This window comes from Solibacillus isronensis (assembly GCF_023715405.1).
GTDB lineage: Bacteria > Bacillota > Bacilli > Bacillales_A > Planococcaceae > Solibacillus > Solibacillus isronensis_B.
The window spans coordinates 1,512,746-1,528,562 of record NZ_JAMBOC010000001.1; the positions used below are offsets into that span (position 1 = coordinate 1,512,746).

At 37.5% G+C, this 15,817-nt stretch carries 19 protein-coding genes; 10 read left to right on the plus strand and 9 right to left on the minus strand.

The genetic code is table 11. The features are described from left to right. Positions 1 to 11 precede the first annotated feature (11 nt). The 5 genes from M3166_RS07750 to M3166_RS07770 form a co-directional block, all read right to left on the minus strand. Positions 12 to 977 (minus strand): YpdA family putative bacillithiol disulfide reductase, encoded by a 966-nt coding sequence (locus M3166_RS07750; RefSeq protein ID WP_251688910.1) that lies wholly within the window; start codon positions 975 to 977, stop codon positions 12 to 14. A gap of 42 nt (positions 978 to 1,019) precedes the next feature. After that, positions 1,020 to 1,778, minus strand: coding sequence for a metallophosphoesterase (locus M3166_RS07755; protein ID WP_251688912.1), 759 nt, complete (start codon positions 1,776 to 1,778; stop codon positions 1,020 to 1,022). 179 nt (positions 1,779 to 1,957) lie between these two features. Then, on the minus strand, positions 1,958 to 2,653 hold the full coding sequence (locus M3166_RS07760; RefSeq protein WP_251688914.1) for a LysM peptidoglycan-binding domain-containing protein: 696 nt from the start codon (positions 2,651 to 2,653) through the stop codon (positions 1,958 to 1,960). An 81-nt stretch (positions 2,654 to 2,734) separates the two neighbouring features. Next, a complete protein-coding gene (locus M3166_RS07765) occupies positions 2,735 to 4,180 on the minus strand; it encodes a RecQ family ATP-dependent DNA helicase (RefSeq protein WP_251688916.1) in 1,446 nt (481 codons plus the stop codon). Beyond that, positions 4,177 to 5,217, minus strand: coding sequence for a helix-turn-helix domain-containing protein (locus M3166_RS07770; protein WP_251688918.1), 1,041 nt, complete (start codon positions 5,215 to 5,217; stop codon positions 4,177 to 4,179). The genes M3166_RS07765 and M3166_RS07770 overlap by 4 nt, the downstream gene beginning before the upstream one ends. A gap of 102 nt (positions 5,218 to 5,319) precedes the next feature. Here M3166_RS07770 and M3166_RS07775 point away from each other — a divergent pair, with 102 nt between their 5' ends. The 5 genes from M3166_RS07775 to M3166_RS07795 all read left to right on the plus strand — a co-directional run bounded on the left by M3166_RS07775 (position 5,320) and on the right by M3166_RS07795 (position 7,956). Next, positions 5,320 to 5,568, plus strand: a complete 249-nt coding sequence (locus M3166_RS07775; RefSeq protein ID WP_008404945.1) for a ferredoxin — start codon at positions 5,320 to 5,322, stop codon at positions 5,566 to 5,568. A gap of 141 nt (positions 5,569 to 5,709) precedes the next feature. Next, positions 5,710 to 6,486 (plus strand): enoyl-ACP reductase FabI, encoded by a 777-nt coding sequence (locus M3166_RS07780; protein WP_079525816.1) that lies wholly within the window; start codon positions 5,710 to 5,712, stop codon positions 6,484 to 6,486. 113 nt (positions 6,487 to 6,599) lie between these two features. Further along, positions 6,600 to 6,842: an excalibur calcium-binding domain-containing protein gene (locus tag M3166_RS07785; RefSeq protein ID WP_427711641.1), complete on the plus strand. Its 243-nt coding sequence runs from the start codon at positions 6,600 to 6,602 to the stop codon at positions 6,840 to 6,842. Between the two features lie 14 nt (positions 6,843 to 6,856). Then, a complete protein-coding gene (locus tag M3166_RS07790; RefSeq protein ID WP_251688922.1) occupies positions 6,857 to 7,555 on the plus strand; it encodes a glycerophosphodiester phosphodiesterase in 699 nt (232 codons plus the stop codon). Positions 7,556 to 7,776: 221 nt separating this feature from the next. After that, entirely contained in the window at positions 7,777 to 7,956 is a 180-nt protein-coding gene (locus tag M3166_RS07795; RefSeq protein WP_251688924.1) for a hypothetical protein, read from the plus strand. Between the two features lie 142 nt (positions 7,957 to 8,098). Here the strand turns inward: M3166_RS07795 and M3166_RS07800 are convergent, their stop codons facing one another. After that, positions 8,099 to 8,299 carry a cold-shock protein gene (locus tag M3166_RS07800; protein ID WP_008404960.1) on the minus strand — a complete coding sequence of 67 codons (201 nt, stop codon included), beginning with the start codon at positions 8,297 to 8,299 and terminating at the stop codon, positions 8,099 to 8,101. Positions 8,300 to 8,657: 358 nt separating this feature from the next. Between M3166_RS07800 and M3166_RS07805 the strand changes: the two genes are divergently transcribed. Further along, positions 8,658 to 9,221, plus strand: coding sequence for a nitroreductase family protein (locus M3166_RS07805; protein ID WP_251688926.1), 564 nt, complete (start codon positions 8,658 to 8,660; stop codon positions 9,219 to 9,221). A gap of 85 nt (positions 9,222 to 9,306) precedes the next feature. Here the strand turns inward: M3166_RS07805 and M3166_RS07810 are convergent, their stop codons facing one another. Then, on the minus strand, positions 9,307 to 9,720 hold the full coding sequence (locus M3166_RS07810; protein WP_251688928.1) for a MarR family winged helix-turn-helix transcriptional regulator: 414 nt from the start codon (positions 9,718 to 9,720) through the stop codon (positions 9,307 to 9,309). Positions 9,721 to 9,895: 175 nt separating this feature from the next. On the opposite strand from M3166_RS07810, the gene M3166_RS07815 reads away from it, so the two are divergent. After that, a complete protein-coding gene (locus tag M3166_RS07815) occupies positions 9,896 to 10,399 on the plus strand; it encodes a CarD family transcriptional regulator (RefSeq protein WP_251688930.1) in 504 nt (167 codons plus the stop codon). Between the two features lie 314 nt (positions 10,400 to 10,713). Continuing rightward, on the plus strand, positions 10,714 to 11,223 hold the full coding sequence (locus tag M3166_RS07820; RefSeq protein WP_251688932.1) for a DUF3231 family protein: 510 nt from the start codon (positions 10,714 to 10,716) through the stop codon (positions 11,221 to 11,223). Between the two features lie 512 nt (positions 11,224 to 11,735). On the opposite strand, the gene M3166_RS07825 is transcribed toward M3166_RS07820, so the two are convergent. Further along, positions 11,736 to 12,617, minus strand: a complete 882-nt coding sequence (locus tag M3166_RS07825) for a LysR family transcriptional regulator (RefSeq protein WP_251688934.1) — start codon at positions 12,615 to 12,617, stop codon at positions 11,736 to 11,738. Between the two features lie 136 nt (positions 12,618 to 12,753). On the opposite strand from M3166_RS07825, the gene M3166_RS07830 reads away from it, so the two are divergent. Both M3166_RS07830 and M3166_RS07835 read left to right on the plus strand, forming a co-directional pair. Next, complete coding sequence (locus M3166_RS07830; protein ID WP_251688936.1) at positions 12,754 to 13,491, plus strand: SDR family NAD(P)-dependent oxidoreductase; 738 nt, start codon at positions 12,754 to 12,756, stop codon at positions 13,489 to 13,491. 66 nt (positions 13,492 to 13,557) lie between these two features. Next, positions 13,558 to 14,802: an MFS transporter gene (locus M3166_RS07835; RefSeq protein WP_251688938.1), complete on the plus strand. Its 1,245-nt coding sequence runs from the start codon at positions 13,558 to 13,560 to the stop codon at positions 14,800 to 14,802. 103 nt (positions 14,803 to 14,905) lie between these two features. On the opposite strand, the gene M3166_RS07840 is transcribed toward M3166_RS07835, so the two are convergent. Then, positions 14,906 to 15,817, minus strand: coding sequence for an ABC transporter ATP-binding protein (locus tag M3166_RS07840; RefSeq protein WP_251688940.1), 912 nt, complete (start codon positions 15,815 to 15,817; stop codon positions 14,906 to 14,908).

Genomic DNA, 15,817 nt, shown 5'->3' on the forward strand with positions numbered 1-15,817 from the left:
ACATTCACCCCTTATGTAGTTTGACGAGCAATTTTCTGAGCAATCATGTTCCCATGAAAGCGGCCGTTTTCAATAAAGATCTCATTTGCATTATTTCCTGCTGCAATGACACCGGCAATAAATAAATTTTCTACATTTGTTTCCATTGTTTCAGGATTAAATGTCGGTCTTCCTGTTTGTTCATCAATCTCTACGCCCATTTCACGGATGAAGCGATGATCAGGGTGATAACCGGTCATTGCAAATACGACATCATTGGCAATTGTTTCTTGTTTGCCCTCGATTTCCACAATGACTTCGTTTTCTTTAATTTCTTTTACTTCTGTATTAAAGTGCATTGTAATTTCACCTTCTCGGACAAGCCCTAAAAATTCCGGTAATACCCATGGCTTAATGCTCGGGGAATAATCATTGCCCCGATAGATGACTGTCACATGTGCGCCTGCTTTATTGAGCTCCAATGCTGCATCAATTGCAGAGTTTTTACCGCCGATTACAAGTACATTTAAATCGAAGAACGGGTGTCCTTCTTTAAAATAATGATGGACTTTCGGTAAGCTTTCCCCCGGTATCTTCAAATAGTTCGGATGATCGTAATAGCCAGTTGCAATAACTACATACGGTGTTTCATAGCTGTCTTTATCTGTCTGTACATGAAATAAACCGTCCGTCTTTTTAACACTTTCCACTGTTTCAAAACGATTTACGTGAAGTTTTTTCGCCTTCACCACTTCACGATAATAGACGAGCGCCTGATTGCGTTTCGGTTTTCGCTGCTCAATAATAAACGGCACATCACCGATAGCCAACTTTTCACTCGTACTAAAAAAAGTCTGATGTGTCGGGTAATTGTAAATCGCATTGACAATATTACCTTTTTCGATAATGATTGGCGACAATCCGAGATTTTGTAGTTCAATCGCTGCAGCTAATCCACAAGGACCTCCACCAACAATGATTGCTTCTACCTTTTGCATACTAACATCTCCTTATTCCAATTCCTGTAAAACATTATTTACTCATTTCAATTCATCTTGTTCAAATTTAATTGTAATAAAATGACTTTCCGGCTTAGCGCAGAGGCGCAACGGGACAAGAGTCGTACCATACCCGTTACTGACAAGTTCATACCGGTTTTTGATTTTTTTAAAATATCCGTGCGGCTGCAGTCCAAATTTCCCAAGGCGGATTTGCCCGCCATGTAAATGTGCCCCAATACTGAGCAGTGGCTGAAACTGCTTATGTACTTTGCCGAACAACTCCGGATTATGTGCAATGAAAACGGTGTTCTTTTCTTCGCATTGCTCGATTGCACGCTGGATGTTCTGCTCCCCTGGACGATATGAAACCGCGCTGACTGACATATCATTTTTGCTTTCGAGCTTGATTGACCCATTCTCTATAATATGGATTTGATGGTCTTTCAGTAGTTGACGCAGCTTTTGTTCACCGAATTCGACATCATTATTCCCCCATATAAAATAGGTAGGGCCAAGTTTTTTAAGCATACGTATATTATGAAGCACTGTGTCTTCAGAAGTCCGACGATCAACAAAATCTCCCCCTATGAGGACAGCTTGTATATTTTGATCAATCGAATCAATCATCGCCTCATTAATTTTGCGCGCATGCGTATCCGATATAAAAAATAGATGGATTGTTTCACTATCGCCATTTGCTTTCACTTCATGTGACCGGATATTATTTTCATGCGCTTCCTTATACATATAGAGAAGCACTGAAATACAGGCGATTCCGATAATACTTATTATGACCATACACGGTCCTCCAATTCAAAAAAGACTAATTATACAATAGCCTGATTTAATGTTTTATTAACCATTAATTTAACGTAGTGTTATTAAGTTTTCTAAAATAATAAATTTCTTTCATAAAGAAAAAGACGAGAGCCGGAACGGTTCGTCTTTTTACTAGTCGTTATACAGGATAGAAAAAATTATGGAACAATTACTAAAACTTGCCCTGTCGCAATACTGTCGGATGATAAATTGTTGGCAGCTTTTATTTTATTAACATATTCAGGACCACCATTACCGTAGTACTTTAATGCAATGCGGTATAAATTGTCAGTCGATTGTACAGTATGCGTTTTTTGCTGTGCTTGAGCAGCTTTTTTCTTCGCTTCCTGCTCTTTCGCTTTAGCCGCCGCTGCCTTCTGTGCTTGTTCCGCCTTTTTTATTTCCGCTGCTTCTTTTTCCGCTTTTTCTTTTGCGATTTTTGCTTCCGCCTTTTTCGCTTCTTCAGCAGCTTTTTCCGCTTTAGCTTTAGCCTCATCCACTTCGGCCGTATTGTCATCATTTGTTTCTTCTTTTTCTTCGTCATCGTTAGTAGCAGATGGCTGTGTTTTCGGATCCTGTTTTTGAATCTCCACTACTAAGTCGTCCTTCTTATCCGCATTTACGTTTTCACTTGCAGATGTATTCGGTTCATAGATCAACCACACATAAGCTAAAATAACTAATGGAATAAAAATTAAGACAACTGTTAAAACCGTCATAATCGGGTTTGTTTGTTTTTTTCCGTTTTTCTTTCGATGTCGGCTAACACGTGACATTTTTGTACCTGACTCGTTATGTAGGTCAATCTCTTGACGATGCTCCTCTACCTTCTCCCGGTAATCTTCTTTTGTCATGGCCTGCACCCCTCCAACTACTAAAAATTATAACTTTATTATGACCAATTTCTACATAAAAGTAAACGGTTCGATAGTAGATTAAGAGTTTATTAACAATATTTTCTTGAGACGGTGTTGCCAATTTGTCATTTTAATCATAGTTTTTGAAATATCTCTCTCTTCAACAAGTTGAGACAGGTCGATCCCACAGTTGGAACAACAATTTTCCTGCTGCTCTGTTAATTGCTGACCAAAGTACTGAACTACTTGCTTTCGCATACAATCCGAATGTTCAATAAGCTTTAATACAAGTCGGACTTCTTCAAATTTCTTAATCTGTAAATTCAGCATCCGGCTCTTTACTTCCTCGGCTGATTCACGTGCCAGCCAATAACTTAAAACACGGAAAACCACTTCTGACATTTCTCCGTTTGCAAGTAATGACTGCGGCTGCTCCCCGGCTGCTATCACTTCTGCGAATCGGTCAACATGTATATTTTTAGGCAAATCTTCTGAAGCGATAAACTTTGCAAATTGCTCATCACCATCACAATATAACAAAAAGGCTACAGCTTTCTTGCCATCGCGACCTGCCCGCCCAATTTCCTGCATATAATTCGACAACGTTGCAGGCATTGTTTCATGAATGACTTGACGGACGTTCTCTTTATGGACACCCATACCAAATGCATTTGTCGCAACAATCCATTCAAGCTGACCCGCTAAAAATTGCTGCTGTATAAACTGACGGTCCTGCGCTTCCTTCCCGGCATGATAAGCAGCCGCCGAAATATTTTGCTGTAGAAGCTGTAAACTGATCGCCTCTGCTTTTGACCGGGATTGTGTATAAATTATGCCCGGGCCGGCTGTATTTTTAACATGTTCAATAATCCATTCCATCTTTTCCTCACGCTCTGAGAACAGTTTTTTTACTAGATGAATATTTTCCCTGTTTACATCATGCATATAGTGAAAAGGTGAATTCATTTTTAAATAAGACTGGATATCTGCCAAAACCGTATCTGTTGCTGTCGCTGATAACGCAAGGATTGGCGGACGCTTCGATTCCGATAATATTTCGCCAATCCGTAAATAGTCCGGACGAAAATCAAATCCCCACTGTGAAATGCAATGTGCTTCATCCGCAACAATTAATGAAAGTTCCATTCCTTGGATTCTCGCCTTTACTTGAGGCTGCAACAGCATTTCAGGAGATACGAAAATAAATCGGTATTCTTCCAAATAGTGTAGGGCATACCTTTTCTGGTCTGGAGTTAAAAAGGAATTCAATGCCACAACCCGCTTTTCCCCCATTTGCTTTAACTGATCGACCTGGTCTTGCATGAGCGATAAAAGCGGCGACACAATAAGGACCGGTTTTTGAAATAAATAGCCCGGCAGCTGGTAACAAAGGGATTTCCCCATCCCGGTTGGTAAAATGGCAACAACATCTTTACCAGCAATAATATTGTTAATGATCTCTTCTTGTCCTGGACGGAATGCATCATAGCCGAAATATCGCTTTAAGGCACTTTGTAAATTCATGTTGGTGTCGCTCCTTTCGCCAGCGTTAGCCGAAGTTGGAAATAGCTTAGCTGCGGCAGTAGTTCCTTCAACGTTTTTAATCGTTTCGTGTCATAACCTTCAACTGCAGCCAGAATTTGTTTCTGTTCTTCACTTGTTACAAATGGCTCAATCGAAAAGTTCGGTTCATTCATTGCAAGTTCGACAATATGATCTTCAATCGTACTCATTTTCAATCGACGAATATGACTGATTTCTTCCAATGTTCTCCCCGCTCTATATAACTGGGCGGTTGAGTTTGTCGAAGCAGTCAACACTACTTCTACACGTATATTTTGCATAATTTCATTTAATATCGGGTATTGTGTTTTTTCACGGTACAATTCGTTCAACCAAGTATGCAATGCGCTTATGTAGTGCAGTTGAACATCCATTTCCTGCATATTATAGCCAAATGCAAGTTGCTGCCAAGTAAATCCCGGTTCATTATAGCCGGTTAATCGATACATGAGTATATCTTTCATGTTTTCTTCAATTGCAATTTCGGATAAGCTTGCCGTCATTTCTGTGTAAATTGCTTGTTGCAGCAAGCCGTTCTGATAATGGTGACGCACTAAAAATTGACGTACCCATTGCTGTGTCTGTTCATTTCTTTCTATCGGTATAAATGCTTTTTTATGATGGAGCTGATGTGACAGACTTTGAATAATAAGCGAAAGCCTGCCGAAAAACATATGTTCATTGCCACGGTAATGCCAGCCATCAAAAGAAAGAGGCAAAGGTTGTGAAGCAAGCTGTTTTCCTTTGTCCGTCATTGTATAAAAACCGTTTTCCTCTATTATAATAATACTCTTGGCAAACATGAGATCAATTTGCTCATCAAATTTATGACGAGCTAGTTTTGGGAGCAGACCAAAATAGGAATATAAATTAAAGAGTCCTACATCATGAATTGTCTGTCCTGACCGCTTCCCTTTCAATAAATGATAGGCTGCGGAAACAGTGCGTTCCTGTTGAAAAGTATGTAAAATTTTTAAAAGAATTTGTTGGACTAGCATATCAAATCCCTCATTTTCGTAGTATTAGGTTGAAAAGTGCCGAAAACACCATTAGAATAAGTAAGAGCTTTATGGAAACGAACGGATAAAGGAGAGGTAACAATGCCAAAATATACTATCGTAGATAAAGATACTTGTATCGCATGTGGCGCTTGTGGCGCTGCTGCACCGGATATTTATGATTATGATGATGAAGGAATCGCTTTCGTTATTTTAGATGATAACATGGGTACTGCTGAAGTTCCAGAAGATCTACTAGAAGATATGCAAGATGCATTTGAAGGCTGTCCAACTGACTCAATTAAAGTTGCAGATGAAACATTTGACGGCGACTCATTAAAATTCGAATAGTATACAAACATACGAAACGATTCCTTTCAAGGGTCGTTTTTTATTTTGCTCTTTTTTCTCATTGCGAATCTATAATCGAGATGTTATAGTTAATATTAGTAGTAGGTACTAATATTAACTAATCATTTTAGGGGTGTCGTTATGGATTTATTGCAATTAAAAGGGAAAAATATTGTCGTAATGGGTGTTGCCAATGAGCGCAGTATTGCTTGGGGCATCGCGAAACGACTATTTGATGTCGGAGCAAATGTAATTTTCACATATCGTAAAGAACGTTCAAAAGGAAAAATCGAAAAACTATTAACAAATTACGAAGAGCACAATGCAACAGTGATAGAATGTGACGTAAACAGCGACGAAAGTATTGAAAAAGCATTCAATCAAATCGGTGAGCAATTTAAAGTAATTCATGGAATTATCCACTCTGTTGCCTTCGCACATGCCGAAGATCTGCACAACCGATTCGTCGAAACAACACGCGATGGCTATGCCTTTGCACAAGATACGAGTGCCTATTCGCTGATCGCTGTAACAAAAGCTGCAAAACCTTATATGACAGAAGGCGGTTCTATCGTAACGATGTCTTATTTAGGTGCACAGCGTGTTCTTGACGGCTACAATGTAATGGGCGTTGCGAAAGCAGCACTGGAAGCTTCAATGCGCTATTTGGCAGCCGATGTCGGTGCGGATAATATTCGTGTTAATGCGATTTCTGCCGGAGCAATCCGTACATTGGCAGCAAAAGGTGTTCCTAGCTTCAATCAGATCCTGCACAAAATCGAAGAAACTTCTCCGCTAAAACGCAACACAAATCAGGAAGAAGTAGCTGACATGACAATTGTGATGTTAAGCCACCTATCCCGCGGTGTGACAGGCGAAACGATTTATATCGATAGCGGTTATAATATTATGGGTTAATCTAAAGCGAATTCACTACCTCCCTTGTGAATTCGCTTTTTTATATGTTAAAATACTGGAAAATACTGTTTGTGGAGGGTTATTCAGTGAAAAAGTATATTTCAGGATTATTAATGGGAGCTGTTTTAATAGGCGGTTTCTCACTTTCGGCAATAGAAGCAGAAGCAGCTACAAAAGCAGTTGCTTATAAAAATTGCACTGATTTAAATAAGGTATATAAAGGCGGCGTTGCGAAAGATGCCAAAACTACGAACAAAGGCGGGAAAACAAAATATAAACCTTTCGTATCAGCTGAGCTTTACAAATTAAATGCGAAAAGCGATCGCGATAAAGACGGGATTGCTTGCGAAAAATAGGAGAAGTGAATTATATGAAGATTCTCGCTCACCGTGGTTACAGTGCCAACTACCCTGAAAATACGATGATTGCTTTTCAGGAAGCTGCAAAGATGGACATTTGGGGAGTTGAATTTGATGTCCATTTAACAAAGGACAACCAGTTAGTCGTTATTCATGATGAATCAATTGACCGTACTTCTACAGGTAAAGGCTATGTGAAGGATATGACACTGGAAGAGTTGCGAGCATTCGACTATGGCTCATGGTTTGCTCCGGAGTTTGCAGGTCAAAAAATACCTACATTAGCGGAAACTTTGGCTATTTTTAAATCAACCCCCTTTCAAATTAATATCGAGATAAAGTCTGATATTTTTGAATACCCCGGGATTGAAGCGCTCATTGCAAATGAAATTCATGCTTTTAATTTAGAAGACCGTGTCATTATTTCTTCATTCAATCATGAAAGCATTACGCGTTTCCAGCAAATCATGCCAAATGTGAAAACCGCGCTGCTATTCGCTTCGCTTATTGTAAACATAGAGGAATATGTAAAGAAGTTTGGCGCTGATGCTATACATATCCCCTACTACTACGGGATGCGCTCCATTGTTCAGCAAGCAATTAAGAACGGCATGATCGTCAGAACTTATACAGTAAATGATGCAGCAATAGCCCGGCAAATGGAATCACTTGGTATGGATGCCGTGTTTTCCGATGTAGTAAACCTATAAAGATGCTAAAAAACTGTTTCAGAAGAACTCTTTTGAAACAGTTTTTTATGTAATATTTGGACAATTGTTAGAAAAACGCTTTCAAAGAGCTAAAATTTGTTAAGTTCATTTTATCGTCAAACTTTAAAAGTTTTACCCGTTTTCACCCCCATTCCCTTTGAAGTCAGACGTCTGTTTACTGTATATTAAGAGTAACAACAAACAGATTCGGAGATGGAATTATGAATACAGAAATTTTATCATTTGTAGAGAAAATGGAAGCAGCTGTACTAAACGATTTAGTTACAACAGACTCTTCTGATTTATATGAAATTGCAGTTGAAATGATCGCTGAGCATAAAGATGCTTACAAAAATATTTGCCAAGCTTATGAAGTAGTTAAGCATAACTTAGTCGGATAAACTTTAAAAAATAAGCAAAATTAATAGCAGTTCAAATTTACTTCCCCATAAATTTGAACTGCTTTATTTTTTTGTCTAAAAATACCCAAAAAAAGAGGAATCCTAATGAAAGGATCCCTCTTTTATAGTTACATCATTAAAATTAAAGTTTTACGATGTTTGTAGCTTGTGGTCCACGTTGACCGTCTTCTACTGAAAACTCAACTTTTTGACCTTCTTCAAGAGTTTTGAAACCGTCGCCTTGAATAGCTGAGAAGTGAGCGAATACGTCAGAACCGCCTTCAACTTCGATGAAACCGAAACCTTTTTCTGAGTTAAACCATTTTACTGTACCTTGTGTCATAATAAATGACCTCCAATTAATTAAATTTAATAAGATCGCAATTCTTCAAAAAGAAAAAAATTCACATATTACAAAAAGTACCAACTAAACCACGAAATACTTTTTGTAATAGGTGAATTTAATGTCTTATAACTATCTCATTGACCTTAGTATATAGCAAAAAATCGGTTTTGTCTACTATAAACTCAACTTTATCTGCCTTAACAATTATTTATGGGTAGATGCATATTTTCAATAACTAGCCACATTAGCTAACTAAAAATTATTTACTTACTTTTTGTAATCGTTTTGTTTGCAATTGTATTTTAGCGTTGGTTATTATAGGAGATGTATTACATAGAACTAGGAGGATTTTTTTATGGTATTACAAGCAAAAGAATTTCGAACAGCGGAACACGACATTTCTGACGTATTTTTAAATCGTTGGTCACCGCGCGCTTATGCAGACACACCTGTTGCAGAAGATGTATTAAACCGTTTATTTGAAGCAGCTCGTTGGGCTCCTTCAGCAGGCAATAACCAACCTTGGCGTTTTATCGTAGCGAAAACAGAAGAGGATTTAGCAAAATTCCACCCTGTTTTAATGGAAGGTAATTTAGTATGGGCAAAACGTGCACCTGTTTTAGTATTAGTCGTTTCTGACAATACAAAAGGTTCACATGAGTTTGATGCAGGGACAGCATGGGGCTTCTTGTCGCTTCAGGCAGCTAAGGAAGGTTTAATCACACATCCAATGAGCGGTATTCATAAAGATGTGGCAAAAGAGACGTTTAACATTCCGGATACATTTGATGTGCATTTAGCAATAGCAATTGGTTACAAAGGCGACAAAGAAATGCTGTCTCCTGAATTACAGGCACGTGAAACACCATCAGGTCGACGTCCGTTAAACGAAATTGTTTTTGAAGGTTCTTTTAAATAAGATTTATACTATATTAAAGTAACCGCATGAAGGAAGTATTCTTTCGTGCGGTTTTTCAGTTATCTTCATTTCCAAATTATCGGATTTAAATTTTCAGGAGCGGCTTTTTGAGCATTTCCAGCAGCAGTTCATATTCTTTATCCCCGATCGTGTCCCTTACCATCTTTTCTATTTCAAGCTCCATCTTTTTGCTTTCATTAAAAATAACGATTCCCTTCTCGGTCAAATGTGCCATCTTTTGAACTTTCGAGCCTTTTATTAATTCGGTCGTAATTAATTTTTTTTCTTGTAAGGAAGTCACAAATTTATGAACCCCCTGCTTTGAAATGTCTAACTGTTTTACTAATTCGGGTACCGTTACGTAGCCCTCATATATGTTTTTCAGTACAAACCATTCGGAACTCGTTATATGAAGGTCATTATTTTCATTCCACATAATTTCTGCCTTTTGGCGTAATTGTTTATGTTGGCGATACAATAATTCGATAAAGTCAATCATTGCTTCTCCCCCCTTTTTTCTGTCAACATAATTCTTAAATAGTCTCAAGCATCATACTAAAGCTAATATATTAATTCAAGTTCATAATACTAATAGGATATTCAAGTCAACTTAGTTGACTTGAACGGTAATTTACTTTATTATTAAATGTATAACTTTTTCCGGAGGCGTATATATGTATAAAATTGGTGACTTAACGTTTTATAAATCCCATGGTATTTGCCAGATTGAGGGTATTATAGAACAAAACTTCACAGGAGAACCTATGCTTTACTATGTTATGCAATCAAAAATCAGACCGGGAGTAACACTATATCATCCAGTTGAGAGTAAAAACTCACAACTTGAAAAATTATTGAGCTATGATGAAGCAGTTCAAATTATGGATTGTTTTTCGAATGAACCAAGCGAATGGAATGACCGCAGTACAAACCGCCAAAGAAATCACGCAGAAATCTTAGGTGCGAATAATCATTTAGAAGCTGCCCAATTAATGAATACACTCCTACGAAAAGATTTGGAATTACAAAAAGAAGAGAAAAAAATCACATCTCAAGACTCCCAAATTTTACAGCAACTCTCAACAATTATATTAGATGTCTTGGAAATTGCGCTTAAAAAGCCAAAAGAAGAAATTGAAAAAGAAATTTACAAAAGAGTTCAAGGTCCTACTAACTAATTTATAAAAATAGCTTTATTTTATTAACGAGTTGAAGTAAATCCCGTTTACTTCAACATTACTCGTTACTGGTTGACTTACCACTTTATACATATTAATTACATTCAAATAAGGCGTTTGCTATTCTATTTCAGTAGCAAGCGTCTTATTTTTTTGTCATTTATCAAACTTTTCATTCTAATGATGAATTGTTTTTCGTTTTTCAAAGTCAGGTGATGTATAGTATTTTTTTCAATTAAAAATGAATTAAAACACTTTAGTTGCTCATACTACCGTTGTATGAAATTCACCTAATTTTGAAAGGAAGTGTAATGATGGGAATATTAACGGGTAACCCAAAAGACGAACCGTTACATTATGGAGAAGTTTTTAACATTTGGACAAGTTTGGCTGCAGGTTACAGTATGATTGCAGGGTATCAGACTTTTTATAATCATGCCGGTGACCAGGACTTGAAAAAAATAATTGAAGACTTTATCCAATTTGCAAGAGATGAAGTTAAGCAATTAGAAAAAATTCTTAAATTAAATGGAGTTGGACTTCCTCCTGCACCACCAGAACGTCCTGAAGCACGAATCGAAAATATCCCGCCAGGAGCAAGATTCAATGATCCTGAAATAAGTGCAGCATTATCTGTAGATGTCGCTGCCGGTTTAGTTGCTTGCAGTCAGGCTATGGGTATGACAATGCGAGAAGATATCGGAATGATGTATGGTCAATTCCATACGGCTAAGGCACAGCTTGGAGCAAAGCTATTGCGCCTAAACAAATCAAAAGGCTGGCTCATCCCTCCACCATTGCATCTGCACCATCCATTGCATTGATGAAGTATTGAATCCCTTAATAATTATTTGTCATTTTATATTGCACTACGATACAATCCCCCATTCATCATATAAACAATAACGCCATTTCTTTAATAGGAAATGGCGTTTTGATTTTATATAGTGCTCCCTTAATAACCAAAAGTTATATCAGAATAAAAAATAAGTATTTTTCATAATAAAAAAATCCATGTATATTTTACTTGTGCAAAAGATTGTTTGTCTCTGCATAAATAACCTAATTTAAATTCGTTTCACTCTCGAATTTAAGTTACGATTTTGTAATTCAGGACTTTTACTCAGTCTTATCATTGGATTTTACAGCCTCCAACTTTAAAATTCAAAGCCATCAAATTTCTTGGAGGAAATTTGGACGAATTATAGTTTATTAAGTTCTGCTCAACGAATGACTTCTAAACTATTACAATACATTGTTCGACAAAACAATCAACTCCCCCTAATAAAATGTCCCCGTCTATGTTCAATAGGCGGGGAATTCGTCTTTTAAAGGGTTATTTATGTGTACTCTCAAAATAATTATAACAATGCTGAATAAATGCTTTAGAAATGGCTGTAGTATACGTATATTTATGTTTTAATAATCCAATTGTCCGAGTAAATTCTCCATTTTCAATTCGGATATGCCTGATTTTATCATCATACATACTCATCGACGTTTCAGGTGTAAAGGCAGCACCACGACCATTCTTTACAAGCTGAAGTATCGTCGTCGCTTCCTCTACTTCCACTTGGTATTCAGGTGTATAACCGTTCTCCCGACAAAAATCATCCGTCAGCTGCCGAAAACGGTATTCAGCAGTCAGACCAATGAATGGTAAAGAACGCAATTCGGAAAGGTTAACCGACTCCAATTCAGCTTCCGGGTATGTCGAAGGTACCGTTAAAAATATTTCCTCGTTGAACAAAGGAAGCCATTCCACATTCGGGTGATTCAACTTTTCCGTTGTGATACACAAATCAAATTTTCCATATTCGATAAATTGTTCAAGATTATCCTTCGATAGTGGCACTTGCTTATATTTAATGGATGGATAAAAATTTAAAAATTCATTTAATATATTCGTAAATGTATATGGTAACGTTGTAACAATGGACAATTCCCCATTGCCCTGCTCACGAAATTCACGTAAACCTCGCTCCAGATCCAGGATTTCCGCAAAAATTCGTTCCGCTCGTTTAAATAAAAATTCACCATTTGAATTAAGTGTAATGCGTTTGCCGTTACGGTAAAAAAGATCCATCTCCAATTCTTCCTCCAGCTGCGCAATTGCCTTACTTAATGCCGGTTGTGAAATTAAAAGTTCTTTTGCGGCATGTGACATATTTTGTACTTTCGCTGTTTCATAAAAATAGCGCAGTTTCACTAAATCCATTCAAATTGCCTCCTCTAAATAACTTTAAGTTATATCAACATAAGAAATAAGTATTTTTAATTATATGTACCATAAGTTTAAGATATAAATTGCGCGCAAGCAATTATTAAAAAATTGATTTAAGGAGAGATCTACTATGCGATTACAAAATAAAGTTGCCATAATTACAGGTGCAGCATCAGGAATGGGTCAAGGCGAAGCAATTCGTTTTGCTAAAGAAGGGGCAAAAGTCGTTGTTGCAGACTTAAACCTGGAAGGGGCAAAAGCTGTTGCAGAAGAGATTAAAGCAGCTGGCGGCGAAGCAATCGCTGTACCGGTAAATGTCATGAAAACAGAAGACATTTTAAACTGCATTAAAGTGACAGAAGAAACATTCGGTCCAGTTGATGTACTAGTAAACAATGCAGGTGTATTCGACAAGTATCAAAAATCGCTTGAAACTACATTAGATCAATGGAAATTTTTAATTGATATTAATTTAACAAGCATGTTCGAATTCTGTAACGCTATATTACCAAGCATGATTGAGCGTCAAACTGGTGCAATCGTAAATATTTGTTCAGTTGCCGGTTTAGTTGCAGGTAAAGGTGGAGCAGCATATACAGCTTCTAAACATGGTGCAATCGGTTACACAAAACATTTATCTAGCGAATACGCTCGCTACGGTATAAAAATCAATGCAATTTGCCCGGGTACAATTGAAACACCTTTAGTAAAAGACGTTTTAGCTGGTCTTTCTAAAGAAGCTGTACCGACACGTACATTTGGTCAAGTTGAAGAAGTAGCAGACTTAGCTGTATTTTTAGCATCTGATGAAGCGAAATTTATGAGCGGTACTGCGGTAACAATTGATGGCGGTTTCACAATTCAATAAATGATTTTACAAAAATGAAGAGGAGAAGCAATTCACTTGCTTCTCTTATACATCAAAGGAGATAGCATGAAAAAACAAGGAAAAATGCACTATGCATGGTGGATCATGATCGCAAGTGCTGCGATTTATGCGGCAAGTGTCGGGATCATCGTAAGCTGTGCTGGTCTATTATATCGCGCTGTTGCACAAGATTTCGGTGTTGGTGTATCTGATATTAGTTTGTATACATCAATTATGTATTTAACGGTAACAATTTTCTTACCGTTCGCTGGGAAGTTTCTAAATAAATTCGATGTTCGTTATATTTTAACAATAGCTGGTATTATAAATGCACTCGCATTCGGATTAATGGGCTTCTATACATCTGCCTGGAATTTCTACATCTCAGGTGTAGCACTTGGTATCGGTAGTACATTCTTAATTTATGGAACGATTCCATTACTAATCAACAATTGGTTTAAAGCAAAAGCCGGTACGGCATTAGGTTTTGCAATGGCTTTCATGGGTATTGGTGGTGCGATTTTCGCTCAAATCACTGGTGCGTTAATCGAATCAATCGGCTGGCGTCCAACATACATGATTTTAGGTGTATGTATTGCCCTATTAATTTTGCCGTTTACATTATTCGTTATTCGTTCAAAACCCGAAGATATGAACAAACAGCCTTATGGTGCTGAAGAAACAACAAATAAAGAGGCTGTACAAGCACAACCTGAAACTGGGGTAATGAAGAAAGTTGCCATCAAAACAATTCCATTCTATTTAATTTTAGGATTTACAGGTTTATTTGGTTTAGCATCTACAGTTGGCTTCCACGTACCAAACTTTATCCAGTCAGTTGGTTTCTCTGCTGCAATGGCCGCTACAGGTGTTACATGTGTGACGATCGGCCAAACGGGCGGGAAGTTCCTGATCGGTGCGGTTAACGATAAATTTGGCGTTAAATTAGCACTGTTGACAGGTATCGGCAGTGGTATTTTAGGTACGATTGCGCTGCTGTTCTCTGATTCATTCGGCATCGGTATGATGTATTTAGGTGCATTATTATTCGGTATCGGTTTCTCAGGGTCTACCCTTTTACCTCCAATGGTTATTCGTGAAGTATTTGGCGGTAGAGACTATGCATCCATTTATACTACAATCATGTCTGCTTCAACATTAGGTGTTGCGGTCGGTACTACTTTATTCAGTTATATTTTCGATACAACTGGTTCTTACTACATCGTATTTATTACGGTAATTACGTTATTCGTAGTTGTTATTTCTTCAAGTATCTTCTCATTGAACTGGAAGAAAAAATTAAATGTTTAAAAAGTAAAATTTATACTCTTTTGTAACTTACAAGCATACCATTCAAACTTGTTGTTCGTTATAAATAAAGCCTTCGTCAAAATTGATTGACGAAGGCTTTTTATTATATAACTTCATGATAGTAAAGGGCATATAAATCATTCAATGTCACTTTGCCAAATGCAAAGTCCATTACATTGTTATCCACCAAAAATTCAGTTAGATCGCTTAACAGCATCGGTTCCGAACTAGGGAGATGCAGCAGTGTCATATCCGTAACGAGTGTTTGCTGCTCGATTAGCGGATATTTCTCCTTTAGGAGCGCTTTTACGGACTCCTCCATATTTTTTACCCGTACTGTTTTAATTTTCGCCTGACTGAACCCTTCAATGATTTCATTTGTATCGACCAGCTTCCCTTCATTAAACAGGAAAATCCGGTCCGCATATTTTTCCAGATTATCAAGTAAGTGCGAAGCGATAATGATCATTTTCCCCTCAGCCTTTTTCTTCATTAAAATCCTAGAAATCACTTCAATATTATTCGGATCAAGCCCGTTCATTACTTCGTCCATCATCATAATGTCTGTATTCGCCACAATTTGCATCGCAAAACAAAGCCGCTGACGCATGCCGAGTGAATAAGTCCCAGTTTTCTTATTTACATAATGGCCCATATTCAGCGCTTCAATTGTTTCGTCGATCAGTTTCGGATCAGACTTCCACATCGTTGCGAACATTTTTAAATGGGCACGTCCGCTTAAATGATTATATAAATCGCTTTGATCCGGCATCATCGACACAAACTTGTGGATTTTTACCTCACTGGATTTATTTGAATAGCTAAGATTATCGTTAAATGATACTTTTCCGCTTGTTGGCGGCAAATAGTTCATAATGACATTCATCAAAGTAGATTTACCGGTTCCGTTCGGTGCAACTAGCCCGATCATTTCGCCTTGTTCAAACTTGATCGAAATATCGTTTAGCACTTTTTTATCAGCAAACTGAACGGTAATATTTTCAATAGCAATCAT